The sequence below is a fragment of the Streptomyces sp. PSU-S4-23 genome, from assembly GCF_055632315.1.
This window is the reverse complement of the sequence record NZ_JBVMUU010000002.1, coordinates 360,317-385,601: the sequence shown is the minus strand read 5'-3', so window position 1 is coordinate 385,601 and position 25,285 is coordinate 360,317. Positions and strand designations below refer to the sequence as shown.

General features: G+C 73.9%; 25 protein-coding genes. 12 read left to right on the top strand and 13 right to left on the bottom strand.

The genetic code is table 11. From position 1 onward, the window contains the following. Positions 1-99: 99 nt before the first annotated feature. Positions 100-366, top strand: a complete 267-nt coding sequence (locus ACZ79I_RS02440; RefSeq protein WP_471493628.1) for a DUF5133 domain-containing protein — start codon at positions 100-102, stop codon at positions 364-366. A 193-nt stretch (positions 367-559) separates the two neighbouring features. Here ACZ79I_RS02440 and ACZ79I_RS02435 read toward each other — a convergent pair whose 3' ends face one another. Then, entirely contained in the window at positions 560-769 is a 210-nt protein-coding gene (locus ACZ79I_RS02435; protein WP_381076675.1) for a hypothetical protein, read from the bottom strand. 321 nt (positions 770-1,090) lie between these two features. On the opposite strand from ACZ79I_RS02435, the gene ACZ79I_RS02430 reads away from it, so the two are divergent. The 3 genes from ACZ79I_RS02430 (at position 1,091) to ACZ79I_RS02420 (ending at position 4,935) form a co-directional block, all read left to right on the top strand. Beyond that, on the top strand, positions 1,091-1,582 hold the full coding sequence (locus ACZ79I_RS02430; RefSeq protein WP_471493625.1) for an Lrp/AsnC family transcriptional regulator: 492 nt from the start codon (positions 1,091-1,093) through the stop codon (positions 1,580-1,582). A gap of 215 nt (positions 1,583-1,797) precedes the next feature. Next, a complete protein-coding gene (locus ACZ79I_RS02425) occupies positions 1,798-2,283 on the top strand; it encodes a DUF2000 domain-containing protein (RefSeq protein ID WP_471493623.1) in 486 nt (161 codons plus the stop codon). A 264-nt stretch (positions 2,284-2,547) separates the two neighbouring features. Further along, positions 2,548-4,935, top strand: coding sequence for a M4 family metallopeptidase (locus ACZ79I_RS02420; protein ID WP_471493621.1), 2,388 nt, complete (start codon positions 2,548-2,550; stop codon positions 4,933-4,935). Positions 4,936-4,998: 63 nt separating this feature from the next. Here the strand turns inward: ACZ79I_RS02420 and ACZ79I_RS02415 are convergent, their stop codons facing one another. Next, on the bottom strand, positions 4,999-5,793 hold the full coding sequence (locus ACZ79I_RS02415; RefSeq protein WP_471493619.1) for an N-formylglutamate amidohydrolase: 795 nt from the start codon (positions 5,791-5,793) through the stop codon (positions 4,999-5,001). Between the two features lie 72 nt (positions 5,794-5,865). Between ACZ79I_RS02415 and ACZ79I_RS02410 the strand changes: the two genes are divergently transcribed. Beyond that, a complete protein-coding gene (locus ACZ79I_RS02410; RefSeq protein ID WP_471493617.1) occupies positions 5,866-7,047 on the top strand; it encodes a hypothetical protein in 1,182 nt (393 codons plus the stop codon). Positions 7,048-7,388: 341 nt separating this feature from the next. Here the strand turns inward: ACZ79I_RS02410 and ACZ79I_RS02405 are convergent, their stop codons facing one another. Beyond that, positions 7,389-8,408 (bottom strand): Ppx/GppA family phosphatase, encoded by a 1,020-nt coding sequence (locus ACZ79I_RS02405; RefSeq protein WP_471493615.1) that lies wholly within the window; start codon positions 8,406-8,408, stop codon positions 7,389-7,391. A 30-nt stretch (positions 8,409-8,438) separates the two neighbouring features. On the opposite strand from ACZ79I_RS02405, the gene ACZ79I_RS02400 reads away from it, so the two are divergent. Continuing rightward, on the top strand, positions 8,439-8,639 hold the full coding sequence (locus tag ACZ79I_RS02400; protein ID WP_471493614.1) for a hypothetical protein: 201 nt from the start codon (positions 8,439-8,441) through the stop codon (positions 8,637-8,639). 83 nt (positions 8,640-8,722) lie between these two features. Here ACZ79I_RS02400 and ACZ79I_RS02395 read toward each other — a convergent pair whose 3' ends face one another. Next, positions 8,723-9,286, bottom strand: a complete 564-nt coding sequence (locus ACZ79I_RS02395; protein ID WP_471493612.1) for a hemerythrin domain-containing protein — start codon at positions 9,284-9,286, stop codon at positions 8,723-8,725. Positions 9,287-9,459: 173 nt separating this feature from the next. Between ACZ79I_RS02395 and ACZ79I_RS02390 the strand changes: the two genes are divergently transcribed. After that, positions 9,460-9,633 (top strand): hypothetical protein, encoded by a 174-nt coding sequence (locus ACZ79I_RS02390; RefSeq protein ID WP_471493610.1) that lies wholly within the window; start codon positions 9,460-9,462, stop codon positions 9,631-9,633. Positions 9,634-9,921: 288 nt separating this feature from the next. Here ACZ79I_RS02390 and ACZ79I_RS02385 read toward each other — a convergent pair whose 3' ends face one another. The 5 genes from ACZ79I_RS02385 to ACZ79I_RS02365 form a co-directional block, all read right to left on the bottom strand. Then, a complete protein-coding gene (locus ACZ79I_RS02385; RefSeq protein WP_471493608.1) occupies positions 9,922-10,479 on the bottom strand; it encodes an AAA family ATPase in 558 nt (185 codons plus the stop codon). Between the two features lie 138 nt (positions 10,480-10,617). After that, positions 10,618-11,496: a DMT family transporter gene (locus ACZ79I_RS02380; RefSeq protein ID WP_471493606.1), complete on the bottom strand. Its 879-nt coding sequence runs from the start codon at positions 11,494-11,496 to the stop codon at positions 10,618-10,620. A 62-nt stretch (positions 11,497-11,558) separates the two neighbouring features. Continuing rightward, positions 11,559-12,485, bottom strand: a complete 927-nt coding sequence (locus ACZ79I_RS02375; RefSeq protein WP_471493604.1) for a UTP--glucose-1-phosphate uridylyltransferase — start codon at positions 12,483-12,485, stop codon at positions 11,559-11,561. A 460-nt stretch (positions 12,486-12,945) separates the two neighbouring features. Then, a complete protein-coding gene (locus ACZ79I_RS02370) occupies positions 12,946-13,518 on the bottom strand; it encodes a hypothetical protein (protein WP_471493602.1) in 573 nt (190 codons plus the stop codon). Positions 13,519-13,705: 187 nt separating this feature from the next. Continuing rightward, complete coding sequence (locus ACZ79I_RS02365; RefSeq protein ID WP_471493600.1) at positions 13,706-15,085, bottom strand: hypothetical protein; 1,380 nt, start codon at positions 15,083-15,085, stop codon at positions 13,706-13,708. A gap of 113 nt (positions 15,086-15,198) precedes the next feature. Here ACZ79I_RS02365 and ACZ79I_RS02360 point away from each other — a divergent pair, with 113 nt between their 5' ends. Further along, the gene (locus tag ACZ79I_RS02360) at positions 15,199-16,416 is read left to right on the top strand and encodes a molybdopterin-dependent oxidoreductase (protein ID WP_471493598.1); all 1,218 of its coding nucleotides are present in this window, start codon (positions 15,199-15,201) and stop codon (positions 16,414-16,416) included. A 352-nt stretch (positions 16,417-16,768) separates the two neighbouring features. On the opposite strand, the gene ACZ79I_RS02355 is transcribed toward ACZ79I_RS02360, so the two are convergent. The 3 genes from ACZ79I_RS02355 to ACZ79I_RS02345 are packed head-to-tail and all read right to left on the bottom strand — an operon-like array spanning position 16,769 to position 18,929. Beyond that, positions 16,769-17,605: a class I SAM-dependent methyltransferase gene (locus ACZ79I_RS02355; RefSeq protein ID WP_471493596.1), complete on the bottom strand. Its 837-nt coding sequence runs from the start codon at positions 17,603-17,605 to the stop codon at positions 16,769-16,771. After that, entirely contained in the window at positions 17,602-18,219 is a 618-nt protein-coding gene (locus ACZ79I_RS02350; protein WP_471493594.1) for a TIGR04282 family arsenosugar biosynthesis glycosyltransferase, read from the bottom strand. Before ACZ79I_RS02350 ends, ACZ79I_RS02355 begins: the two co-directional genes overlap by 4 nt. After that, positions 18,216-18,929 (bottom strand): glycosyltransferase family 2 protein, encoded by a 714-nt coding sequence (locus tag ACZ79I_RS02345; protein WP_471493592.1) that lies wholly within the window; start codon positions 18,927-18,929, stop codon positions 18,216-18,218. The genes ACZ79I_RS02350 and ACZ79I_RS02345 overlap by 4 nt, the downstream gene beginning before the upstream one ends. A gap of 113 nt (positions 18,930-19,042) precedes the next feature. Between ACZ79I_RS02345 and ACZ79I_RS02340 the strand changes: the two genes are divergently transcribed. Further along, a complete protein-coding gene (locus ACZ79I_RS02340) occupies positions 19,043-19,795 on the top strand; it encodes a response regulator transcription factor (protein WP_471493590.1) in 753 nt (250 codons plus the stop codon). A 2-nt stretch (positions 19,796-19,797) separates the two neighbouring features. Further along, positions 19,798-20,910 (top strand): sensor histidine kinase, encoded by a 1,113-nt coding sequence (locus tag ACZ79I_RS02335; RefSeq protein ID WP_471493588.1) that lies wholly within the window; start codon positions 19,798-19,800, stop codon positions 20,908-20,910. Positions 20,911-21,274: 364 nt separating this feature from the next. Here ACZ79I_RS02335 and ACZ79I_RS02330 read toward each other — a convergent pair whose 3' ends face one another. Next, the gene (locus ACZ79I_RS02330; protein ID WP_471493586.1) at positions 21,275-22,276 is read right to left on the bottom strand and encodes an NAD-dependent epimerase/dehydratase family protein; all 1,002 of its coding nucleotides are present in this window, start codon (positions 22,274-22,276) and stop codon (positions 21,275-21,277) included. Between the two features lie 328 nt (positions 22,277-22,604). On the opposite strand from ACZ79I_RS02330, the gene ACZ79I_RS02325 reads away from it, so the two are divergent. Both ACZ79I_RS02325 and ACZ79I_RS02320 read left to right on the top strand, forming a co-directional pair. Next, positions 22,605-23,669, top strand: a complete 1,065-nt coding sequence (locus ACZ79I_RS02325) for an NAD(+)/NADH kinase (protein WP_471493584.1) — start codon at positions 22,605-22,607, stop codon at positions 23,667-23,669. A gap of 88 nt (positions 23,670-23,757) precedes the next feature. Next, complete coding sequence (locus tag ACZ79I_RS02320; protein ID WP_471493582.1) at positions 23,758-25,275, top strand: MFS transporter; 1,518 nt, start codon at positions 23,758-23,760, stop codon at positions 25,273-25,275. The last annotated feature ends 10 nt before the right edge of the window (positions 25,276-25,285 follow it).

Genomic DNA, 25,285 nt, shown 5'->3' with positions numbered 1-25,285 from the left:
CCGTCGCGCTCGTGGCGAAGGGACGTGCACGGAAGGGGAGTTGTGCATGGCCCGCCCGTGAAGGGGCACACGGGCCGAAACACGAGAGGGAGGCCCCCTGTGCTGGTTCCGGATGCGAAGGCCGTCAGAGGGCTGCTGACCCGGTACGCGTCCCTGCGGATCGCGCTCGCCGAGAGGGAGACACCCGAAAGGGCACGAGAACTACAGGACGTCGGCTACACACTGTGCGTGATGACGGGCACCCGGACCGTGCACGAGGCGGTGGCGGCGGCGGACGCGCTGCTCGTCGCGGAAGGCCCGGGGAACGGAGAGCGCGCGGGAAACGGAGAGCGCGCGGGACACGGAGAGCGCGCGGGAAAATCGTGAAACGCGCCGGGCGTGCGGAGGCGGGGGCGGCGCGCGGGCGGCGCGGCCGGGGCGCAGGAGGCGGACGGCGGGAACGGCCTGCCGGTACCTGTCTGACGTGCGTCACCGCGGCCGGTCTGCCCCCGCCGATCCGGGATCACCGCACCGGAACGCGCGCCGTCTCCGGCGCGGTGATCCCGGATCGGGGCGGCGGCTACGGCAGCAGCTTGTCGAGCGCGGCCTGCCCTTCGGACGCGAGCTTGCGCTGCGCCCAGGCCAGGGTCTCGGGGGTGATGTCCTTGCCCGAGGCGAGGACCAGATCCTCCGGTGACGGCTCCGAGGCCGGAGCCGCGTGCAGCAGGCGGTCCGGCGTGGCCCGGTCATCGGACGGACGACGGGACGCTTCAGGCTGTGACGTCGACATGATGTCTCCTCCGCGAGTCGGTCCGCGGTGGTGGCACCCGCAGATCACAAGTGCGGGCGGGACACCACCCTTCACATCACCTTTCAATGAGATGATGCCGCGCGCATCCCGGGGGAGACAGGCCCTCCGGCCGCGGATTCGGCGAACCCCGCCCTCCTGCGGGAGATGAGACACGGCCGCCGCACACATGACCACGGAACGTCATGCCGAGTGCTCCCGCGGCCACAGGGGGCGGACCGAGTGGAACCGGACCGCGTGGAACCGGCACATGTCCGGAGTATGCCGGTGATCGCCGAACATCGTGCGGCGTAGGCTGGCGCCATGGACTTGGACGCACTGGACCGCGCCCTGCTGCGGGAACTGCAGAACGACGCACGGCAGACCAACCGGGACCTGGCCGCCAAGACGGGCGTGTCCCCGTCCACCTCGCTGGAGCGGGTGCGCTCACTGCGGGAGCGCGGAGTCATCACGGGCTTTCACGCGGCGGTCGACCTGGAGGCGGTGGGCCGCCCGGTCCAGGCCCTCATCGCGGTCCGCATCCGGCCGCCGGCCCGGCCCGTCATCGAGGGGTTTCGCGAGTGGGCGGCCCGGCTGCCGGAGACCATCGGTCTGTTCGTCACCTCCGGGGCGCACGACTTCCTCATCCACATCGCCGTTCCGGACGTCAACGGCGTCTATGCGTTCGTCATCGACCGTCTCACCGAGCGCCGCGAGGTCGCCGACGTGCAGACCACCATGGCGTACGAACACGTCCAGTCCCGCCGCGTCGAACCCGCGGCCGAACGGGCGCGGGTCCGTCGCACGTCCCGATGACGGCGGGGCGGACGCCCGCCGCGCGGTCGCCCTGCCCCAGGTGTCCTCCACCGGCCGTACGTCCGGCCTCGGTCAGCTCGGATCACCGCACGAAGTACGGCACCGGCGGGCCGACGGAGGCGGTGTGCGAAGAAGATTCGGCCGCTCCCCGCTCCTTCCACACGGATGCCTACCATCTCTTTGCCGAGTCGCAGAAAGACGCAGGAGATGAGGAAATGGCCGACGCCACGACACCCCGCACCGGGATCGGATTCGCGCCCGAGGAGCGCGACCCCACGGTCTCCACCCGCGCGGCGCGGCTGAAATGGGTCGTGATCGTCGACCGAGACCTGCCGCCGGGCCGCGCAGTCAACGCCGCGGTCTGCGTCGCCGCGGCGACGCAGTCGGCGGTCGGCGGTCTCCTCGGCGACGACGTCGCCGACGCCGAGGGCGCCGTGCATCCCGGGCTGCCCTGGGCGGGCTGCTCGGTCCTCGCCGCGGACGCCGCCGCGCTCCGCGCCGTCCGCGCCAAGGCCGCGGCGTACGCCGACACGTTCGTCGCCGACATGCCGGCCGCGGCCCAGGAGACGCGTGTCTACGCCGACTACCGGGCCGTCGTGGGCAAGACCCCCGCCGAGGACCTCGCCTACTGCGCCGTGAGTATCGTCGGCCCGCGCAACCGCATCAGCAAGATCGCCGGAAGGCTGCCGTTGCTGGCCTGACCCGGGACGGGGCCCGCGCCCGGCCCTCTGGTGACGGGGCGTGCGGGGCCGGTGCGGGGTGGCCGAGGGATAACCCTCGAATCCCCGTTCTATGAATGACATGGACCGATCAATACTGGCAACCTGCCTGCAGCCGTGTGCAGGCCGCGTCCGGCCTGGTCACGGTCACGGTCCCGCACTGCTCAGCTCACTCCGGACAGCACGTCCCGTCTGTCCGGTCTGTCACCGGCCGTAGGACTCACGGCCGCAGCAGTAGGAGTACGAGTGAGACGTATCCCCCGTCAGGCGACGGCGGCAGGCGCTCTGGTGGCCACCGCCGCCTTCCTCGCCCTCGGCATCCAGGCGGTCCCCGCGGCCGCCAAACCGGCCCCCCACGCCGGCACCCTGCGCACCGGGGGCCTGGAGGCCAAGCTCACCCCCGCCCAGCACACCGCGCTGATCAAGAGCGCGAGCCAGAAGACGACGCAGACCGCCCGTTCGCTCGGCCTCGGGGCGAAGGAGAAGCTGGTCGTCAAGGACGTCGTCAAGGACAACGACGGTACGCTCCACACCCGTTACGAGCGCACCTACGCGGGCCTGCCCGTCCTCGGCGGCGACCTGATCGTGCACACGCCGCCGGCCTCCCAGGCCACCGGCACGGTGAGCACCACCTTCAACACCAAGCGGGCCATCAAGGTTCCCTCCACCACGCCCGCCTTCGCCAAGGCGGCCGCCGAGGGCAAGGCGCTGAAGGTCGCGAAGGCCCTCGACGCCCGGCAGCCCTCCACGGACAGCGCCCGCAAGGTCGTCTGGGCCGGCGACGGCACCCCCAAGCTCGCCTGGGAGACGGTGATCAGCGGGCTCCAGGACGACGGCACGCCCAGCCGGCTGCACGTCATCACGGACGCCACCACCGGCAAGGAGCTCCACCGCTTCCAGGACGTCAAGACCGGTACCGGCAACACCCAGTACAGCGGCACGGTGAGCCTGAGCACCACGCTGTCCGGTTCGACGTACCAGCTGTACGACACCACGCGCGGCGGGCACAAGACGTACAGCCTCAACAACGGCACGTCGGGCACCGGCACCCTGATGACCGACTCCGACGACGTCTGGGGCACCGGAGCCGGGTCCAACACCCAGACCGCCGGCGCGGACGCCGCCTACGGAGCCCAGGAGACCTGGGACTTCTACAAGAACACCTTCGGCCGCAGCGGCATCAAGAACGACGGTGTCGCGGCCTACTCCCGTGTCCACTACAGCACGGCGTACGTCAACGCGTTCTGGGACGACGCCTGCTTCTGCATGACCTATGGCGACGGCTCCGGCGGCACCCACGCGCTGACCTCGCTGGACGTCGCGGGCCACGAGATGAGCCACGGCGTCACCTCCAACACCGCGAACCTCACCTACAGCGGTGAGTCCGGCGGGCTGAACGAGGCGACCTCCGACATCTTCGGCACGGGCGTCGAGTTCTACGCCAACAACAGCTCCGACGTCGGTGACTACCTCATCGGCGAGAAGATCGACATCAACGGCGACGGCAGCCCGCTGCGCTACATGGACCAGCCCAGCAAGGACGGCGGGTCCAAGGACAGCTGGTACTCGGGCATCGGCAACCTGGACGTGCACTACTCCTCGGGCCCGGCGAACCACATGTTCTACCTGCTCTCCGAGGGCAGCGGCACCAAGACCATCAACGGCGTCACGTACAACAGCCCGACCTCGGACGGCGTCGCCGTCACCGGCATCGGCCGCGCCAAGGCGCTGCAGATCTGGTACAAGGCGCTGACCACGTACATGACGTCCAGCACCAACTACGCCGGTGCCCGCACCGCCGCCCTGAACGCGGCCGCGGCGCTGTACGGCAGCGGCTCCGCCGAGTACGCCGGTGTGGGCAACGCGTTCGCCGGGATCAACGTCGGCAGCCACATCACGCCGCCCTCCTCCGGTGTGACGGTCACCAACCCGGGCAGCCAGTCCTCCACCGTGGGCACCGCGGTGAGCCTGCAGATCTCGGCCTCCAGCACCAACGGCGGCACGCTCAGCTACGCGGCCACCGGCCTGCCCTCGGGCCTGTCGATCAACAGCTCGACCGGTGTCATCTCCGGCACCCCGACGACGGCGGGCACCTACAGCACCACGGTGACGGTGACCGACAGCACGGGCGCCACCGGCACCGCGAGCTTCACCTGGACCGTGGCCTCGGCCGGCGGTGGCTGCAGCGCGACGCAGCTGCTGGGCAACCCGGGCTTCGAGTCGGGCAACACCACCTGGACCGCCACGAGCGGCGTCATCACCAACAGCACCGGTGAGGCCGCGCACGGCGGCTCCTACAAGGCCTGGCTCGACGGCTACGGCTCCTCCCACACCGACACGCTGTCCCAGTCGGTGACGATCCCGTCCGGCTGCAAGGCGACGCTGACCTTCTACCTGCACATCGACACCGCGGAGACCACCAGCAGCACGCAGTACGACAAGCTGACGGTGACCGCCGGATCGACCACGCTGGCGACGTACTCGAACCTGAACGCCGCCTCCGGGTACACCCAGAAGTCCTTCGACCTGTCCTCGTTCGCGGGCTCCACGGTGACGCTGAAGTTCAGCGGGGTGGAGGACTCCTCGCTGCAGACCAGCTTCGTCGTCGACGACACGGCCCTGACGACCGGCTGACCCGATCTCTCCCTCCCGTGGGGGCCGTCCACCCGGGCGGCCCCCACGCCGTGTCCGCGCTCGTCAGGACACGGAGTCCACCAGGGCGGCCAGCGCCGACGCCACACGGGTGAGCCCGGGCCCCGGAGGCCCGCCCGGTTCCGTCATGTAGACATCGCGCCGGATCTCCACCATCAAGGCGGTCACCCGCGGCTGCGTACCGTGGAACTCCAGGGGCACATAGGCCCCGGCGAACGGGCTGTCGAGGCCCGTCCCCCCGAACTCCGCGAACACCTCACGCGCCACGGCGACCAGCTCGGGCGGTGTGTGGAAGGCGTCGGTGCCCAGGCAGAGGGGCGGCCGGGGGCCGTCGCCGTGCAGCTCGTAGGGCAGGCGGACGGTGGGATAGGAGTGGACGTCGAGGACGACGGCCCGCCCGGCGACGGCCAGCCGGTCCGCCACCGCCGCCGTCATCGCCCGCGCGTACGGATGGAAGTAGCGGTGCAGCAGCGGCTGCGGGTCCGTGCCGGCCGGCCGCAGCGGAACACCGTGCGTGGTGCGGGTGTACACGGCCCCCATGCCCACCGCCAGCATCTCCTCCCGGTCGTCGGGGAACCGCTCCGGGTCGACCACCAGCCGGGACAGCCGGTTGACGAACCGCCAGGGCGCGACCGCGGCTGCCCCCGCGGCGAGACGGGCCAGCTCGGCGGTGTGCGCGTCCGTGATGTGGTCCAGTTCGCGGGACAGGGCCGCGTCGTCGAGCAGGATGCCCGGGCGCACCGCCGCCGGAATCTGGCGTGCGGAGTGCGGCACATGGAGAATCACGGGCGAGTCGCCGGCACCGGGCAGCAGTTCGAAGGGTGCGGCGGCGCGGGACATGGCGGTTCCTTCCGTTGCGGTGACCAGGTGACCGTACCCGCCGGCGGCCGAAGACGAGGAGGGAGCACCGCGGTGGGGGATCCCCTGGTGTGGCGGCGGGGCGACGGCCCGATGGCCGCGTGGCTGGAGCGTACGGCGGACCTGCTCGTCGGGCCGCAGCCCGACGGGTACCAGGTGCGCGGCGACATCCACTGGCCCGATCAGCCGTACGGCCGCATCACCCATCGGGGGCTCGGCCTGCCGGACCTCGCCGAGGTGCTCACGGCCGCACGGATCGACGGCCTGTGCGCGCTCACCGATATCGGCGGCACGCCCGGCGAGGCGCGGGTGCGGTTCGAACCGCTGACCTGGCAGGACCGCGGCCCGAACCGCACCGTCCCGCTCGCCGAAGCCGTCCCGGCGGGCACCCCGGCAGGCCGCGTCCCGCTCTCCACGGCGCTCCACAGCACGGCGGAACTGGCCCTGTGGCTCGGCCGGTTGTCACCGCTGCTGCCCGGGGGCGCCGACGCCCCGCGGTGGCCGGCGAGCGCGCTCGCCGACCCGCTCGCGGCCGTCTTCCTGCACCGGCGGGAGGAGGTCATGCTGAGCATCGACACCCTGGAGTCGAGACAGCGGTTCCCCGGCGACGGCACCCGTCAGCTGCTGGTCCGCGCGGGCCCCGAACGGCTCGCCGAACACGCGCGGCTGCTCGGGTCGTCCGCGGTCCTGCAGAGCCGGCGGCCGGCGCACGTACGCGACATCGCCGGCTGGCTGGGCGAGTTGTCCGGCGCATGGGGAGGCGGTGCGCCGCCCGAGCCGGGCCGACGGGCGCGGGCGGCACGCCTGCCGCGCGGGGAGCGGGCCCAGGTGTGGGAGCTCGCGCACGGAGCCGCGATGCTGCTGATCGGCCGTCAGACGGTGGGCTCCCTGACGGTGCAGGGCCCGCCGGCCGAGGTCACGCGCTGGGCGGCCCCCCTGCTCGAACCCGCCGTCCACGAGGACGTGCCGTCCTCCGCCGGCCGCCGACTCACCCGCTGGCTCCGGCGGATCGAAGCGGCCGTCTTCGGCGGGCCGGCGGCATGGACGGTCACGGTGGACCCCGCACCGCTGACCACACCGGAACTGGCCGCCTGGCTCTGCGCCCACTGCCCCGGCCGGCGGATCACGGTGTCGCGGATCGCCGACGGCACCGTCGAACTCGGCGGCACCCGCACCCCCCGGGGCTGGACCACGGTGACCGGCCGGCGCGGCGGAGCGCGGGAGCACGACGGGTAGGGGCCCGGGCCACGGGCGCTGCTGCTGCCGTGCCGGGTGACGCCGCCGGCCATGGGCGGTGGCCGCGGCGAGTCACCTCGCCGGCGCCGCGCGGGCCGCCGCGAGGGCCCCCGCGGCGGGAGATGAGTAGGCATGAACGTCGTCACAGACCCGTTGCGAGGGTGGGCGGTTGAGTGGGCAGCCTCCGGGCTGCCCATGCTCCCGTGGTCCGTCTGCTGTGCCTTGCTCGTCGTCGGCGTGATGCGATTCCCGTCGGAGAGATCGCGTCGCAAGACCCTTCTGGACATCACCGCGCAGGCACCGCCCGGCACCGCAGTGGGGCGTTGCTTCCGGAGCGGGAGTCATGACGCCCCGCATCCCTCTGGGGCGGCGACGTGCAGCGGACGGGCACGCCGAGGTGCGCCGGCGGAGCCGTCCCGCACGGCCTCGGACCACCACCCCGAACCGTCCTCGATGGAACGCAGGAGGACCCCCTCCCTGAGGGCCCAGGGGCAGATGGTCACCGTCTTCACGTTGCCCAGCCTCATGACGGTGTGCCCCACGATGGCGCCGGCCAGGCTCTGGCGGGCCCGGGGAGCCGAGATCCCCGGCAGCTGCGATCGTTCGGCGGCGGGCAGGGCGGCGAGCTCGTCGATGGCACGGCGCAGATCACCCCGGCGCAACCGGCGGGGCACGAAGGGGCCGCGGCGCCCCGCCGGGGCACCGCACAGCCGTGCCAGCTGCTGGAACGTGCGCGAGGTCGCCACGGTGGTGCAGGGGCGCTCCCAGCGGATCCGCGCGGCGACGTCCCGCAGCTCGTGACGCACCCGGCGGCGCAGGGCCCTGATGTCCGCGGCGGAGGGCGGATCGGTCTCCGCGAAGTACTCCCGGGTCAGCAGGTTCGCCCCCAGCGGCAGCGACGCGGCGAAGTCCGGCAGCCGCCCCCGGCCGAAGGCGACCTCCAGGGAACCGCCGCCGATGTCCATCAACGCCACGGGCCCGGAACGCCAGCCCATCCAGCGCCGGGCCGCCAGGAACGTCAGATCGGCCTCCACCTCGCCCGGCAGCGTGCACAGGGCCACCCCGGTCTCGTTCCGTACGGCCCGGAGGATCTCCTGCCGGTTGGGTGCGCCGCGGACCACCGCCGTCGCGAACGCGAGGGGAGCGTCGGCCCCCCATCGCTCGGCGGTCGCCGCGGCGGCGGCGACCGCCCGGACCAGGTGCGCCACCGCGGCCTCGCCCAGACGTCCGTCCTCGTCGGCCTGTTCCGACAGCCGCTGCTTCCACTTCGCGGTGTGCACGGGTAACGGCACACCGCGCTCCGCGTCCGCCACCATGAGGCGGATCGTGTTCGAACCGACGTCAATCACGCTCATCCGCATGGGCCGGACGTACCCAGGCCGGACCGGAGGATGCCTCACCCGGGGATCCTTCGGGAACTCCTGCAGCGGTCTCCGCTGAGCTACGCGCCGGACCTGACCGTCCATCACGCGGCGTTGGCGGTCCGGGACAGCCCCGAGCGCCGCGTCCTCGGACTGCGCAACGCCCTCTGGTTCACCTGGCTGCGCCGTCCATGGCCGTCGGCCCTGTGCCACACGACACAGGCCGCGTGACTCGTCCCCGCGGACCGCCTCGCTCACCGCTGCGTGGGTTGGCGAACGCGTCACCGCGCCGCCGCGGGCGCGGCGCGGGCCCCTCAGTCCTTCTTGCCGCGCCCCGTCAGCGCGTCGCGCACCCGGTCCACGAGTCCGGCCCCCGGTGCGAGCAGCTTGTTCGCCGGAGGCCGGTCCGGTGCGGACGGGTGCGGCCGGGTCGGTGCCGTCTTCTTCGCGTGCCTGACCTTGTCGCCCAGCTCGTCGAGCGTTTCCGCGGGAGCGGCCGCCCGCAGCTTCGGGAAGAGGTTCGCCTCCTCGTCGGCGATGTGCGACCGGATCTCGCTCATGAGCATGCCGAGGAGCCGGTCGAATTCGGGATCGTCCGCGTCGCAGCCCTCCAGGTCCTTCATGATCCGTTCGGCCCTGGAGTGGTCGTCGATCTCCTTGTCCGCGATCGCGTCCCCGTCGGGCAGGTGCTTGCGCACGGCCGGATACAGATACGCCTCCTCGGCGACCGAGTGGCGTACCAGTTCCTTGGTCGCCTGGTCGGCCAGGACCTTGCGCTCCTTGTCCCCGGGCGGCAGTGACCGGATCCGGCCGAAGAACTCCTCGACCTCCCGATGATCCGTTATCAGCTCCTCGACGACGTTTCCTCCGTGTCCCATGTCCGGCACCTCCGTGTTCCGTTGCGGCGGCCCTCCGGCGGGGCCGCCCGGCACTCCGGGTGCCCGGGCCGCCCGCCCGTTAACGGACTCCCTCCGCGACGCGTGTTCCGGGCGGGCCGTCGGGTACTCGCCGTCACGCACGAAACGACAGGCACATGTGAGGAAATACCGCGATGACCGTTCCCGAGGAGAACCGGCCGAAGACGAGGACCACGGACGACGTGGTCACACGGCCCGCGGAGGCGGAGTCCGAGGAGTCCCGTGCCACCCAGGGGGCCGTGGGCCGCACCCTGCGCGAGGCGATGGAGGAGGCGGGGATCGAGCGGGAGGACTTCGAGGACCGTTAGGCCCCGCCCGCCGGGACGCGGCCGGTGCCGGGCCCGGCACCCGCGTCCCGGTCCGCACGAGCCGGGAGGGCGCGGCGCGGTCGGTCCGGGTGGACCCGGACTCCGGCCTCGGCACACCGCCGCGCAGCGTGCCGCGCGGGCGCGCAAGGGTTCGTCGCGCGTGCGCGGCCCCGGAACGATGCGGGCCGGGGCGAACCGCGGTCCCGGCCGGCCGTGCGGCGGCGGAGACCGCGGCGGCCCGGGGCGTGCGCAGGGCGGCGCAGGCGAGGGCCGCCACCGCCGCGCCGGTCAGCGTCCGGTGGCCCGGGCAGCCGCCCTCGCGGCGCGTCCGTCCGGTGCCACCGGTCGCGGCCGGGCAGACGCGTCATCGGCCGACGCCGCCCCCGGCGCGTCCGCCGGCCTGACGTCGAACCCTCCTCGCCCGTCGAACCGGACGTCGAACACCGCGTCGAAGCCGTCATCGCGGGAGGGCCGGCGCAGCCGGCTGAGCGTGGCGCGGATCCCGGCTTCGGGCACACGGGCGCGCCCCACCCGTGCGGCGTTGCGCCGCAGCGACGCCGCCGGGTCGGGCGGGAACCAGTAGGCGACCACGGCCGCGCCGTGAGCGCGCGCGCAGCCGAGCAGAGGGCGCCACTCCTCGTGGGAGGGGTTGGTGTTGTCGACCGCGACGAAACGCCCCTCGGCCAGTGCCTCCTCCACCAGCCGCAGTTGCCGCTCCTGCTTGCGGCGCGCTCCGCGCGGGAACAGGTCCTTGCTCACCAGGGCGTAGCGGTCCCGCAGACACCGGTGGTAGAAGGTGGTCTTCCCCGAGGCCTGCAGGCCGACCAGCACCGCCAGCCCGACCATCGCGATCAGTCCTCCACCGTCTGCGCCGTGCCGTTCCGGGCGTACTGCAGCCAGTCTGCCACCGCGACGGCACTCAGGCCCGCGCACACCAGCCGCGTGCCCCTGGGCGCCGAGACCGCATGGGCACCGCCCGCGGACTCAGGCGTCGCCGGTGACGGGGGCGGTGCGTGCCTGGGGGAGGGCGGGCACCACACGGCTGAGCGTCACCACGCCCCACACGATGAGCCCGACCCCGATCGCCCCGGGCAGCAGCCACCACCCGGTGCGGATCCGCTCTCCGAACAGCGTGACGCCCAGCAGCAGGCTCACGGTGGCGTCACCGATGGTCAGCGCCGGCTGCGACGCGGCCAGCCAGCCCGCCTGCAGCGCGTTCTCCAGCAGCAGCACCGCCCCGATGCCGGTCAGCGCGAACCCGTAGGTCTGCCAGGACCCGAGGAAGGCCGTCAGCCCCCGGTCGGCGAACGTGCCCGTGGCGGACTTCAGCAGGGCCGCGGTGAGGGCGTTGCCGATGGCCGCGGCCGTCCCCAGCACAGCGGCCCGGAACAGCGGCGGGCGGCCCGGGCGGGCCAGGGCGACCGCCGCGGCCATCGCCCCGAGGCACACCGCCAGCGCCGGGACCCATCGGTCCATGGGGGCGTCGTGCCGTGTTCCGGAGGGCGCGGCCGCCCCCAGCACCACGGCCAGCCCCGTGACCACCCCGGTGATCGCCCACCAGACGGCGGGAGGCAGCCGCCGGCCCATGAGCCGGGCCACGATCAGCAGGGCGAAGGGCAGCTCGAGGACGAAGAGGGGCTGCACCAGCGCCATCGGTCCGTTCACCAGGGCCAGCGCCTGGAAGAGCGCGGCGCCGACGACCCCGGCGACACCGATCAGCCAGGCGGGGCGGTGCGCGAGGTCGAGCACCAGCCGCAGCCCCCCGCCGCGCGGCACGGTGGACGCCGCCTTGCGCTGGAACGCGGTCCCCACCGCGTTGCTGGCGGCCCCCATGACGGCGAACAGCGCGGCGAGCCCGATCACCCCTCCAGCATGCCCCGGGACGTCGTCCGCGGCTCCCCGGCCGGGGAGCCGCGGACGACGTCTCAGTCCGCGGTGGTGTCCTCGCCGGAGTCCACGGGCACGTCGAGGTCGTGGACGAGGCGGCGCAGGATGGGGCCGTACTCGGGGTGGGCGAGGGCGGAGGCCATCTGGGCGACCAGGTAGTCGGCGGGATTGCCGGTGTCGTACCAGCGGCCCTGGATGACCTGCCCGTACACGGCGCGGGTGGCGGCGTAGGCGTTGATGGCGTCGGTCAGGTAGATCTCGCCCTGCCGGTGCTCGTACCACCGCCGGGTCTGTTCGCGCAGTTCGTCGATGATGCCGGGCGTGACGACATAGCCGCCGATGGCCGCGTACGAGGACGGCGCGTCGGCGGGCTTGGGCTTTTCGACCAGACCGGTGATGCGCAGCAGCCCTTCGCCGAGGTCCTCCTTGACGATGGGCACGCCGTAGCGCCGGGAGTCGGCCGGGTCCATGGGCATCAGGGCCAGCACCGGGCAGCCGGTCTGCTCGTAGGCACGGATCAGCTGCTGCGCGCGGGGCACCTCGGCCACGAACACGTCGTCAGGCCACAGCACCAGCACCGGCTCGTCCCCGATGTTCCGGGCGGCGTTCAGCACGGGCGTGCCGTTGCCGTACGGGCCGTGCTGGTCGAGGTAGGTGATGTGTCCCTTGTGGGCCAGCTCCGCGACCTCCTCCACCGCGTCCGCGTACGCCGCCTTGCCGTCGGCGCGCAGCTGCGCGACCAGCGCGGGGTTGGGCCGGAAGTGGTCCTGGATGAGGGACTTTCCGCCGGAGACGACGATCGTGATGTCGGTGATGCCGGAGTCCACCAGTTCGCGCACGGTGTGCTCGATCACCGGCTTGTCGCCGACGGGCAGCATCTCCTTCGGCGTGGCCTTGGTCAGAGGCAGCAGGCGGGAGCCCAGACCGGCAGCGGGGATCACGGCCCTGCGGATCGTCGGGGACATCGGGTCTCTCTCGGTCGGACGGCGCACCGCGCCGGGCGGCACGGCATCCGCCGACGTTACCAACGCGCGGGGCTGCCGGGGGGAACGGTCGCCCATCACCCGGCAACGCGCCATGGCCGGTCTTCCGCGGCGTATTCACCGAGGCGGGTGAGAGGTTCGTCCGGACGCATGACCTCCTTCCGCGGGCGCCGGCTCCCGGCCCCGGGGCGGGGCCTGTGGACGGGGACCGGGTGCCCGGCAGCGTGGAACCCGGCAGCGTGCGCCGCACGGGCACGCTGCCGGGTTCCTGATCGGCATCGAGCGTGTGATCGCCCTCCGTGGGCCGTACGTGCTGACGACCACTCCTGACGACTGGACCGGCTGGTGCCGGGCAGCCGCGGACGACACGCCTCAGACCGGAACCCCGGCCCGATTCCGGCGGGCCGGGGTTCCCCTTCGACAGGTCACATGAGTGACTCGGTTACTTGTCGTAGCCGTCGTAGTCGCCGCCGCCGTAGCCGCCGAAGCCGCGGCCGTAGCCGTGACGGTAGTCCTCGACGACTCGGAAGCTGCCCACCACTCCGTGGCGGACCTTCAGCCCACCCCGGACGTGCCGGGGGTACAGCCCGTTGCTCGAGCTGTGCGGGCCGACGGTGGCGATGGGCGAACCGTTGTCGCAGGTGGCGCCGTTGAAGACCTCGACGGTCTTCCAGCTGTCGTTGCGGACGTTGAGGCTCTTGGAGCCGAGTCCGCTGACGACGGTGATGCAGCCGCCCGGGAAAGCGGTGTACGTCCGCTCGTTGATGTGGACGAGGCCGATGTAGTGCCGGCGCTTGCCGTGGCCGTAGTCGCCCTTGCCCTCGTTGCCCTTGCCGCCACCGCCCTCGGGGGCGGCGGCAGGGGCCTGGGGGGCGGCGGCCGGCGCGGCGGCCGGCTGGGAGACCGCAGCCGCCTGGGCCGGCTCGGAGGCGGCCGAGGCATACGTGATGCCTGTGGCCGCGAGGGCTGCCGCCGCCGCGAATGCGGCGGTGACAGCGGTGGAACGCGTTGCCATGTCACTTCTCCTCTCTGAGAGACGTCGGCTGTGAGAGCCGATGCGTGATTGAACGTACAGATGATCTCGAAATCTGTCATATCGGACATACCGAAAATGTGATGACCAATCCGATTGGCGTAACGGTGACGCTGACACGCCGTCACTCCGGCGCCGTCCCGCCCGCGGGGCCCGAAGTGCCGGCCGGTCACCAACCGGTCGCGAGCAGGTGATTGAGGAGCAGCGCGAGGACGGCCTGCGCGGCGAGCCAGGCGCGGGGCCGGGGCAGGAGCGCACAGGCCGGCAGCAGCCACATCGCGAACGGCAGCCAGATGCGTTCCGTCTCCGCCTTGCTCATGCCGGACAGGTCGGCGACGAGCAGCGCGAGCAGGGCGGACAGCACGAGCACCGCGAGGCGTGTCTCGGCGGACGGGCCGGACGGGCCGGACGGACCCGGCGGAGTGAGGCCGCCCGCGCGCCGCCGGGCGAGTGCGGGCCCGGCGCGCCGCAGACCCGCCGCCGTCGCCGGGCCGACGATGAGCACCGTGCAGGCGAGGTTCGCCCACACCCAGTAGCCGTAGGGCCGGGTTCCCCCGGCGCCCTGGTAGTAGCGCCGGACCAGCAGGCGGTAGGCCTCCCACCAGTCGAAGCCGGAGAGGGTGAACAGCAGCGGCACCACGAGGAGTCCGCCGATCAGGAGCGGGAACCCCTCGGCCAGGTGACGGCGGCGGTTGCGCCCGAGCACCACGGCGCCCGCCAGGATCAGTGCGAACAGCGTGAGCCCGTACGACAGATAGCAGGTCAGACCGAACAGCAGTCCCGAGCCGAACGCGGCCGCCCGCCTGCCGCCCGCCGTCCGCCCGGTCATCGCGGAGGTGAGCAGCGCCACGGACCAGGCGGCCACCGCCGCGAAGTACCCGTCGGCGGAGGTGCCCATCCACACGGCGGCCGGCGCCGCCACCAGGAACGGTGCCGCGCGCCGCGCCAGGTCCTCCCCGGCCAGCGCCCGCACCGCCACCAGGACCGCCACGCAGGCCGTGGCGCCGACGGTGATGCACCAGACCCCGGCCCAGCCCCCGCCGCGCAGTCCGAGACGGTCCAGCAGGACGAACGTGAGGGTGGACGCGGGGGGATGCCCGGCGACATGCGCGGGCCAGTGGCCGGGGGAGTGGAGCAGGATGTGGTGGGTGAAGTCCCGCAGGGCGGCCGGGATGTCGTGGAAGCGGTCGATGACCTGGAGGTACTCGTAGCGGGTGGTGAGGCGGACCGCCACGCCCCGCCGCCAGCCGTCGACGAGGGCGAGGGAGAACGTCCAGACCGTGGCGGTGACCCAGACCGCAGCGAGCAGCGGGCGCCACGGCAGCCGCGCGGCCACTGCGGGGCCGTACACCACCACGACGATGGCCACCGTCAGTGCAGCCGGGGTGCCCGGCCCGACGTGGGGGTCCCAACTCGCCAGCAACGGTGGCCAGTTCACGAACAGCGTGTGGTGGACGTCCTGGATGTGGCGGCCGATCGACACCGCCGCCACGACGAGCGAGGCGGCGGCCAGGGCGGCGATCAGATCACGAAGAGAGGGGCGGGTCACAGCGGAACGCTAGGTCCGGGGGCGGGGAAGCGGCGGCCGCGCGGTGCGGACGTCAGCGTTTCGTCATGGCTTGCGAACCCCTCCATGGGGTGGTCCCTGCCTACGGTCGGGGCATGCCACGGTCTCCCTTCTCTCCCTCGTTCTGGCGCAGCCCGCTGCGCGGGCCCTGGTTCACCTCGCTGCTCGGACTCGTCCTGCTGGGCGGGATCACGGTGCTGTTCGTGACCGGACTGCTGTCGTACGCCGCCTACAACCCCGGTCTGTCGCCGGTGAACGACAAGACTCCCGGCAAGGGCCTGCTCGGCTTCTACCTCTTCCCCTGGCCGACCGACCCGCCCTGGCTGTACCGGCTCACCCAGGGTGTCCACGTGACGCTGGGGATCACGCTCATCCCCGTCGTGCTGGCCAAGTTGTGGTCGGTCGTGCCGAAGCTGTTCGCCCTGCCGCCCGCCCGGTCGCTCGCGCACGCGCTGGAGCGCGTCTCGCTGCTCCTGCTGGTCGGCGGTGCCCTGTTCGAGTTCACCACCGGGGTGCTCAACGTCCAGCTCGACTATGTCTTCCCCGGCTCCTTCTACCCGCTGCACTTCTACGGAGCCTGGGTCTTCTTCGCCGCGTTCGTGGCGCACGCCGCGCTCAAGGCGCCGGCGGCCGTGCGCAATCTGCGCCGTCCACGCGAGGAGGGGGAGCTGGTGTCCCCGGCACCCGCACCGCCGACCGTGTCGCGGCGCGGCGCGCTGGGACTGGTCGGGGCCGGCTCGCTGCTGCTGTTCGGCACGACGGCGGGACGCGGCTTCGATGGGCCGCTGCGGCGGACGGCCCTCCTCGCGCCGCACGGCGGCGCCGACCCGGCCGGCGGCCCCGGAGGCTTCCAGATCAACAAGACGGCCGCGTACGCGGGGATCAGCGCCGCCGAGACGAGCGGCGAGGCGTGGCGGCTGATCGTCACCGGGCGCACCGGCACCGTTCGGCTCAGCCGGGCCGGGCTGCTCGAACTACCCCTGCACAGCGCGGCGTTGCCGATCGCCTGTGTGGAGGGCTGGGCAACCTCCGACCAGTGGTGGCGCGGGGTCCGGCTGAGCGACCTGGCGGCGCTCGCCGGGTACGCCACTCCCCCGGACGTCCTCGTGGAGTCCCTCCAGCGGCACGGCGCCTTCCGCCGGGCCGCCCTGCGCGCCAACCAGGTGGCGGACCCGCGCTCCCTGCTGGCCCTGTACGTCAACGGCGAGGATCTCACCCCCGACCACGGCTACCCCGCCCGGATCATCGTCCCCGCGGCGCCCGGTGTGCTCAACACCAAGTGGGTGGCCCGGTTGACCTTCGGCGACCTGTGAGGAGCGCTGTGAGAAGAACAGCCACGAGAGGTGCCGCGACACCTCGTCGGCCCGTCCTCGGCAGCCCGCTGCCGATCCTGCTGCTGGTCTGCTCGTTCGCACTCGCCTGGTACGCGGGCGTGCGGTTGCTCGGGGGCGACCGGGCCGCGGTCGCCCTGTGGTTCGTGGGAGCGGCGCTGCTGCACGACCTCGTGCTGCTGCCGCTGTACGCGACGGGGGACCGCGCGCTCGTGAGGGCGCTGGGCGCGGTCGGGCGCCGGGAGTGGGCAGGGTACGTCCGCGTACCGGCCGCCCTGTCGGGGCTGCTCCTGCTCGTCTGGTTCCCGTTGATCAGCGGCCAGGTGACGAGCCGTTACCGATCGGCCACCGGGCTGTCGGCGGACGGCTTCCTCGGCCGCTGGCTGCTGATCACGGCCGTGCTCTTCGGCGGCTCGGCGCTGCTGTTCGTACTGCGGCTGCGCAGGGCGGCGAAGCAGCGCCCGCCGGCCGTCCACTGACCGACGGCACGCCAGCCCGTGCGGCGCGCATGGCGCAGCAGGGCCGGCGTGCCCAGGCGGGCCCAGGGGAACGGGGCGCCCGCACTGTGCCGGTCGTCGGAGCCGTGGACGACCTGGACGCGGACCCGTTCGTCGATGTCCAGGGCCACGGTCTCGGCGATCAACAGCCCACCAGGGACCAGGAGCTGGACCAGACGACGCAGGAGGGCGCGCGGGTCGCCGCCGATGCCGACGTTGCCGTCCATGAGGAGGGCGGTGCCCCAGCCGCCCTCGCCGGGGACCGGGTCGAAGACGGAGCGGAGCAGCGCCGGGCCCTCCCCACGCTCCCGGTGCCCCAGGCGGCCGACCGTCCGCGCGACGGCCGCCTCACTGACGTCGATGCCGAGGACGCGCCGCCCCTGTGCGGCGAGTGCCGCGACCAGCCGGCCCGGCCCGCATCCCACGTCCAGGACGGCGCCCTCGCAGCGTTCGAGCGCCTCCAGGTCGACCGGGTCGGCGGCCGCGCACCACCGTTCCACCTCCAGCGGCAGCAGCCAGCCGTCGGCCCGCCGCAGGAACAGCGGGCCGCGGCCGGTCCGCAGGGCGTCGGAGTACGGATCGGCGGCGGCCCACGCAGGCGCGGTGATGCCCGTGGTCCGTGCCGCGGTCCGTGTCGCGGCGACCGCCGTGGCGAGGTCGTGTGCCGTGCTCATCGGCCGGCGACCGCCCCGAGGCGGGCCAGTTCCGCGGCGAACCGGCCGCGCGGGGCCGCGGCGGCGACCGACCGCGCGTCGGCGGCCGTGTCGACGTCGCGCAGGCGGGGCAGATCGCGTACCCGAAGTCCGGCCGCCGTGAGGCGCCTTCGCTGGACCGCGCCCGTGACGGCCGTCGACATGGGCACCCCCCGCAGCAGACCGGGATCGGGCTCGGCCAGCCCCAGAGCCCAGAAGCCGCCGTCCTCGGCGGGGCCGAAGCAGGCGTCGTACCCCTCGAAGTCCACCGTGAGCAGGTCCGGTGCCACCTGCGGGGTGTCCATCCCGATCAACAGCGCCGGACCTTCGACGCAGGCGAACGCGTCGGCCAGGCGCTCGTCCAGGCCGCCCGGGCGCTGCGCCACGACGTCGAAGCCGGGCGGCAGCCAGTCGCCGGGCGTCCCGTCGAGGACGAGGACGCGCCGGGACGAGGGGGCCGCCGCCACGGTACGCAGTGTGTCGGCGAGCGCGGCCTCGGCGAGCACCGCCGCCTCCTCGGGGGTGAAGGGCGGGGTCAGGCGGGTCTTCACCCGGCCCGGCCGCGGCTCCTTGGCGATGACGAGCAGTGTGGTCACCGGGGGGTTCCTCCTCCTGCGTCCGGTGCGGCCGGCTCGGCCAGCACCCGGCTCATGTCGCGCACCGCCTGCCAGGTACCGCGCCAGGTGCCCGTCACCTTCGAGGCACCGGTGCGCGGCAGGTACGGCACGTCGTGCTCGGTGATGCGCCAGCCCGCGTCGGCGGCCCGCACGACCATCTGCAGGGGATAGCCGCTGCGCCGGTCGGTGAGCCCGAGGGCGAGCAGCGGTGCGCGCCGGGCGGCGCGCAGCGGGCCGAGGTCGTGCAGCCGCAGCCCGGTGCGGCGGCGCAGCATCCGGGCGAGCGCGAGATTGCCGGCGCGGGCATGGGCGGGCCAGGCGCCCCGCCCCCGCGGCCGGCGCCGCCCGAGCACCAGGTCGGCGTCGCCGCGGCGCAGCCGGTCGACGAAGGGCACGAGGAGCGACGGGTCGAGCGAGGCGTCGCAGTCGCAGAAGCACACGATCTCGGCGCGGGCGGCGGTCAGCCCCGTATGACAGGCGGCGCCGAACCCGCGGCGCGACTCGTGGACCACGGTCGCGCCCAGCTCACGGGCGATGCCGGCCGAGCCGTCGGTGGACCCGTTGTCCACCACCAGGGCGCGCCAGCCGGGCGGGATGCGGTCGAGTACCCAGGGGAGGGCCTCGGCCTCGTTCAGGCAGGGGAGGACGACGTCGACGTCCGAGGGGGCAGGAGAGGTCACGGCTCTCACCCTACGAGCGCGAAAGGGGCATTCCGGGCCTCGCTCCTTACGAAACAGGGACGTCGGGAGCGGGGAGCGGCAGCGCGGCGGCCGGAGCCGGGACGGGGTGCCAGGCTGGACGCATGCAGCAGCCGTACGAACCGATGGGGGCCGGGTCCGCCGGGCGCGGGCCGGCCGAGGCCACCCGTGTCCTCGTCGTGGAGGACGACCCCACCGTCGCCGAAATCGTCTCCGGGTACCTCGACCGCGCCGGCCACCTAGTGGACCGGGCGGGGGACGGCCCGGGCGCTCTCGCCCGGGCCGCCGCCCACTGGCCGGACCTGGTGGTCCTGGACCTGATGCTGCCCGGGATGGACGGCCTGGAGGTCTGCCGCCGGATGCGCGAGAGGGGCCCCGTGCCGGTCATCATGCTCACCGCGCGCGGCGACGAGGACGACCGGATCCTGGGCCTGGAGGTGGGCGCCGACGACTACGTCACCAAGCCGTTCAGCCCGCGGGAACTGGTGCTGCGGGTGGAGTCGGTGCTGCGCCGCACCCGCCCCGCCAGGCCGGGGGCGGGAACGGGCCCGCTGCACGCGGCGGGCCTGCGCGTCGATCCCGCCGCCCGGCGCGCGGCCAAGAACGGCACCGAACTCGCGCTCACGCTGCGTGAGTTCGACCTTCTCGCATTCTTCCTGCGCAATCCGGGCCGGGCGTACAGCCGCGAGGACCTGATGCGCGAGGTGTGGGGCTGGGACTTCGGCGACCTGTCGACCGTCACCGTCCATGTCCGCCGGCTGCGCGGCAAGGTGGAGGACGACCCGGCCAGACCGCGCCTGATCCAGACCGTGTGGGGCGTGGGGTACCGGTTCGACGCCGCAGCCGGCGAGGAGTGACCATGCGCGACACCCTGCTCATCGCCCTGTTCGCCTTCCTCGGCGCGGCCGCCGCCGGGCTGCTCGGCGCGGGGGCGCTGTGGCTGCTGCGCCGCCGCTCGCTCACCGCCTCGCTCACCGTCGTCGCGGCGGTGGCCGTGACCGCGATGCTCGCGGGCACCCTGGCCGTGGCGTGGGCGATGTTCCTGTCCCCGCACGACCTGAGCGTCGTCACGACGGTCGTCGCGATGGCGGCCGTCGTCTCGCTGGCCACCGCCCTGGTGCTGGGGCGCTGGGTCGTCGCCCGCAGCCGCGAACTGGCCCTCGCGGCCCGTTCGTTCGGCGACGGCGGCGCCTTCGCGGCCCCCGACGGGCCGGCCACCGCCGAACTGGAGGCGCTCAGCCGGGAACTGGCCTCCACCAGTGCCCGGCTCGCCGAGTCACGCGACCGCGAACGCGCCCTGGAGTCCTCCCGCCGCGAACTCGTCGCCTGGATCTCCCACGACCTGCGCACGCCGCTGGCCGGACTGCGCGCGATGGCGGAGGCACTGGAGGACGGCGTCGCCGCCGCCCCCGACCGCTATCTCAAGCAGATCCGCACGGAGGTCGAGCGCCTCAACGACATGGTCGGCGACCTCTTCGAGCTCTCCCGCATCCACGCGGGCGCCCTCGCCCTCTCCCCGTCCCGGATCTCCCTGTACGACCTCGTCGGCGACGCCCTGGCCGGGGCCGACCCGCTGGCCCGGCAACTGGGCGTCCGCCTCGTCGGCGACCGCGTCGAACCGGTGCCGGTCGAGGTGGACGGCAAGGAGATGAGCCGCGTCCTGGGCAATCTCCTCGTCAACGCCATCCGCCGCACGCCCGCCGACGGCACGGTCGCGGTGGCCGCCGAGCGCCGGCCCGAGGGCGTCGTGGTGTCCGTGACGGACGGCTGCGGCGGTATCCCGGAGGACGACCTGCCGCGGGTCTTCGACACCGGGTGGCGCGGCAGCCACGCCCGTACCCCACCGGCGGGCGCGGGCCTGGGGCTGGCCATCGTCCGCGGGATCGTCGAGGCCCACCAGGGCCGGGCCGCCGTGCACAACATCCCCGGCGGCTGCCGCTTCGAGGTCACGCTCCCCGCCACCGAGGCATGAGCCCCGCGCCCACACGACGGGCTCGCTCCCGCCCCCCGGGCTCGCCCCCGGGCTCGCGTCGTGGGTTCCCGCCCCGTGGGCTCGCGCCCCCCGGGCTCGCGTCGTGGGTTCGGGCGTCGTGGGCTCGCGCCCCCCGTGGGCTCGCGCCCCCCGGGTTCCCGCCGCGCAGGTTTGCGCCCCGTGGGCTCGCGCCCTCCGGGTTCCCGCCGCGCAGGTTTGCGCCCCCCGGGTTCCCGCCGCGCGCGCTCGCCCTCCCCGGGCTCGCGCCCCCGGGTTCCCGCCCCGTGGGTTCCCGCCCCGTGGGTTCCCGCCCCCCCGGGCTCCCGCCCCGAGGGCTCGCGCCGTGGGCTCGCGCCCCGCGGGCTCACTCCCCGCGCAGCCGGGCCCGCGCGAACTCCCCCATGCCTTCCTCGAAGCCGACCTCGGGCTTCCAGCCCAGCTCGGCCCGCAGCCGCGACGAGTCCGCGGTGATGTGACGCACGTCCCCCAGCCGGTACTCCCCGGTGACGACCGGCCCGGGGCCGCCGTACGCGTCGGCGAGGACCCGCGCCATCTCGCCGACCGTGTGCGGCTCGCCGCTGCCGGTGTTGTACACCGCGAGCCTGCCGGGGGCCGGATCCGCCTCCAGCGCCAGGGCGTTGGCCGCGGCCACGTCCCGCACATGCACGAAGTCCCGCCGCTGGCGGCCGTCCTCGAACACCCGCGGGGCCTCACCCCGGGCGAGGGCGGAGCGGAAGAAGGAGGCGACTCCCGCGTACGGGGTGTCGCGGGGCATCCGGGGGCCGTAGACGTTGTGGTAGCGCAGTGACACGGCGGCCCCGCCCGTGGCCCGCGCCCATGCGGCGGCCAGATGCTCCTGGGCGAGCTTCGTCGTCGCGTACACGTTCCGCGGATCCACCGGGGCGTCCTCGCCGACCAGCCCGGGCGCGGGCGCCCTTCCGCACACGGGGCACTCGGGCTCGAAGCGCCCGGCCTCCAGAGCGGCGACCGACCGCGGCCCCGGCCGCACCCCACCATGCCGTGCGCAGGTGTAGCGGCCCTCCCCGTACACCACCATCGACCCCGCCAGCACCAGTCGCCGCACGCCCGCCTCCGCCATGGCGGTCAGCAGCACGGCCGTGCCGAGGTCGTTGCGGGAGACGTACTCCGCGGCGTCGGCGAAGCCGTTTCCCAGGCCGACCATCGCCGCCTGGTGGCACACGGCGTCCACACCCGTCAGGGCACGGGCGACCGCCTCACGGTCCCGCACGTCCGATCCGGCGTCCGCCCGTACGTCGAACACGACGGGCTCGTGCCCGCGCTCCCGGAGCGTCTCGACCACATGGGACCCGATGAACCCGGCACCGCCGGTGACCAGTACACGCATGCGTCCACGCTAGGCCGCTGACCGTGCCCACCCGCATGTCCGGCCCCCCACGTCACCGGTCCGTAAGGAACCCGGGCGCCCGGTCACCTCACGGCTGTGTCCCCGGTCGGGCCGACGGACGATCGCGCACGCCTGGACGGCCACGGGCCGGCCGGGGCGGCCTGGGCGGCCGGGCCCTCACCCCGTGCGATCGGCCGCCGAACACGTGATTGTGCGCGACGCCGTCGCCGCCTGCGCCACCGCGGCAAGAGGGTCGGTGATGCTGGCAGACGGCCGGCACGAGGGCGCTGTGCCCCGCGCCCTCCCACCCCCTACCCAGGAGGCAGATGTGACCGTGAGCCGGATCGGCCTGGTGGTGCACGAGGGCCGCGCGGAGGCCGCCCATGCCGCACGGGAGGTGCGTACGTGGTGCCGTGACCACGAGGTGCCCTGCACGGTCATCGACGTGTGGGGTGAGGGGAAGCGGCGCAGCGCCCGCGAGGAGGTCGAGGCAGCGGGCGATCCCGATCTCGTCGTCACCCTGGGAGGCGACGGGACCTTCCTGCGCGGCGCGCGACTGGCCGCCCACCACGACGCCCTGCTCCTGGGCGTCGATCTCGGGCGCGTGGGCTTCCTGACCGAGGTTCCCGCCACGATGGTGCACGAGGCCCTCGACGCGGTGGACGGGGGCCGGGTCACGGTGGACCGCCGCATGCTGCTGACCATGCGGGCCTCGTGCAGACTCGACGTGCCCGGGGACATGAAGGCGCTGCTGCGCTACGGGCGTGGGCCCCTGCTTCCCCCTCCGCGGGTGCGCACGGACTGCGAGACCGCCGCGGACTGGGGCATCGCGCTGCACGTCACCGCGCTCAACGACATCGTCCTGGAGAAGCTGTCGCACGACCGCCAGGTGTCGGCCGCGGTGTATCTGGCCGGACAGCTCCTCGCGTCCTACTCCGCCGACGCGCTGCTGGTCGCCACCCCCACCGGGTCGACGGCCTACAGCTTCGCGGCCGGTGGCCCCGTCGTCTCCCCCCGGGCGGACGCTCTGGTCTTCACCCCGGTCGCACCGCACATGGCATTCGACCGTTCGGTCGTGGTCGGCCCGGACGAACCCGTCGCGATGCGTCTGCTGCAGCGTTCGGGGCGGGCCGCGGTCAGCATCGACGGCCAACTGCGCGGGGTGCTGGAGCCGGGCGACTGGATCGGCGTCTATCGCGCTCCGCAGCGACTGCGCGCCGTGCGGCTGGAGGCCACCGACTTCTACGGCCGGCTGCGTGACCGTATGAACCTCACGGACGCCCCGGCCGCGGTCGCCGACGGCGAGCCCGCTCCTCTGTGGCCGCACAGCACCCCGGTGCCCGACGACCTGTCGCACCTGACCTTCGCCCGCGCCCGGCCGCTTCCCCCGTGAGCCGGTCACGCGACACGCGCGTATCCGCGATGCCGGGCCGGGCCATGGGTACTCGCCCTGTCTGTGACCTGGCCGAAAGGAGTTCGTCGTGACATCGTCCTCGCGACCCGGTGGAGGACGCCCGGCCGCGAACACGCCCGCGGAGGGGCCGGATCCCAACCGGTGGCGGGCCCTGTGGGTGACCCTCGTGGCCGGTTTCATGATCCTGCTCGATGTGACCATCGTGGCGGTCGCCCTGCCGTCGATGCAGCGGGAGCTGCACGCCTCGCCGGCCCAGGTGCAGTGGGTGGTCTCCGGATACGCGCTGACGTTCGCGCTGGCGCTCGTGCTGGCCGGACGCGTCGGTGACGCGGTCGGCCGGCGCCGCGTGTTCCTGCTGGCACTCGCCGCCTTCGTGATGTGCAGCGCCGCCGCGGGTGCCGCGGCCACCGTCACCCTGCTCGTGGTGGCCCGTCTCGCGCAGGGCCTGGCCGCCGGCTGCCTGGCACCCCAGAACTCCGCCCTCATCCAGCAGTTGTTCTCCGGAGAGGAGCGGGGCCGCGCCTTCGGCTTCTTCGGCGCCACGGTCGGCCTGTCCGCCGCCGTCGGACCGATCACCGGCGGGCTCATCCTGGCCCTGGCCACCGGACCGCAGGGATGGCGCTGGATCTTCTACGTCAACGTGCCCATCGGAGCTGCCGCCGTGCTGCTCGGCCGCAGGCTGCTGCCCCGCGTCGAGCCCGGCCGCAGGGGACACCTCGACCTGCCGGGCGTGCTGCTCCTGGGCACCGGAGTGCTCGCCCTCATGTTCCCGCTCGTGCAGGCCGACTCCGGCGGCATCGCCCGGCTGTGGTGGCTGTTCCCGCTGGCCCTGGTCCTGCTGGCCGGTTTCGCCGGCTGGGAACGGCACATCCTCATCCATGGCAGGGAACCCCTGTTCGACCCGCGGCTGATCACCGAGACCCGCGGGTACGCCACGGGCGCGGGCGTGGCCACCCTGTACTTCATCGGCTTCAGCGGGGTGTGGCTCGTGTTCGCCCTGTTCTTCCAGAACGGGCTGGGCTTCACCCCGCTGCAGTCGGGCCTGGCGGTGACGCCGTTCGCGGTGGGCTCGGCCGGCGCGGCCGTGGTGGCGGGACGGCTCGTGGAGCGCCTGGGCCGGCTGCTGACCGTGTGCGGGCTGACCGCGGTGATGGCGGGCCTGGGCGCGGCGGCGCTGCTGCTGCGCTTCGCCCCGACGCACATCGCGGTCTGGGCGGCGGCACCCGCCCTTCTGGTGGGCGGAATGGGCAGCGGCTTCGTCATCTCGCCGAACGTCACCATGACCCTGCGGGACGTCCCGGTCAGGATGGCGGGCGCGGCAGGCGGTGCGCTGCAGACGGGACAGCGGCTGGGAGGAGCGGTGGGGACGGCTGTCCTTCCGGGCCTGTACTACGTGGTGCTGGGATCGACGAGGCACGACTTCCGGGCGGCGGTGGCGGCGGCCATCGGGGTCGCGCTGGTCGCCATCGCCGCGGCCCTCGGCATCGCCGCGGCGGACTGGCGCCGCGACGGCGGTGCCGCCCACCCCGCCCGGCCGTGCCCGCCCGAGGTCGCGCACAGCCACACCCATGCGGCCCAGTGCTGAGGCGCACATC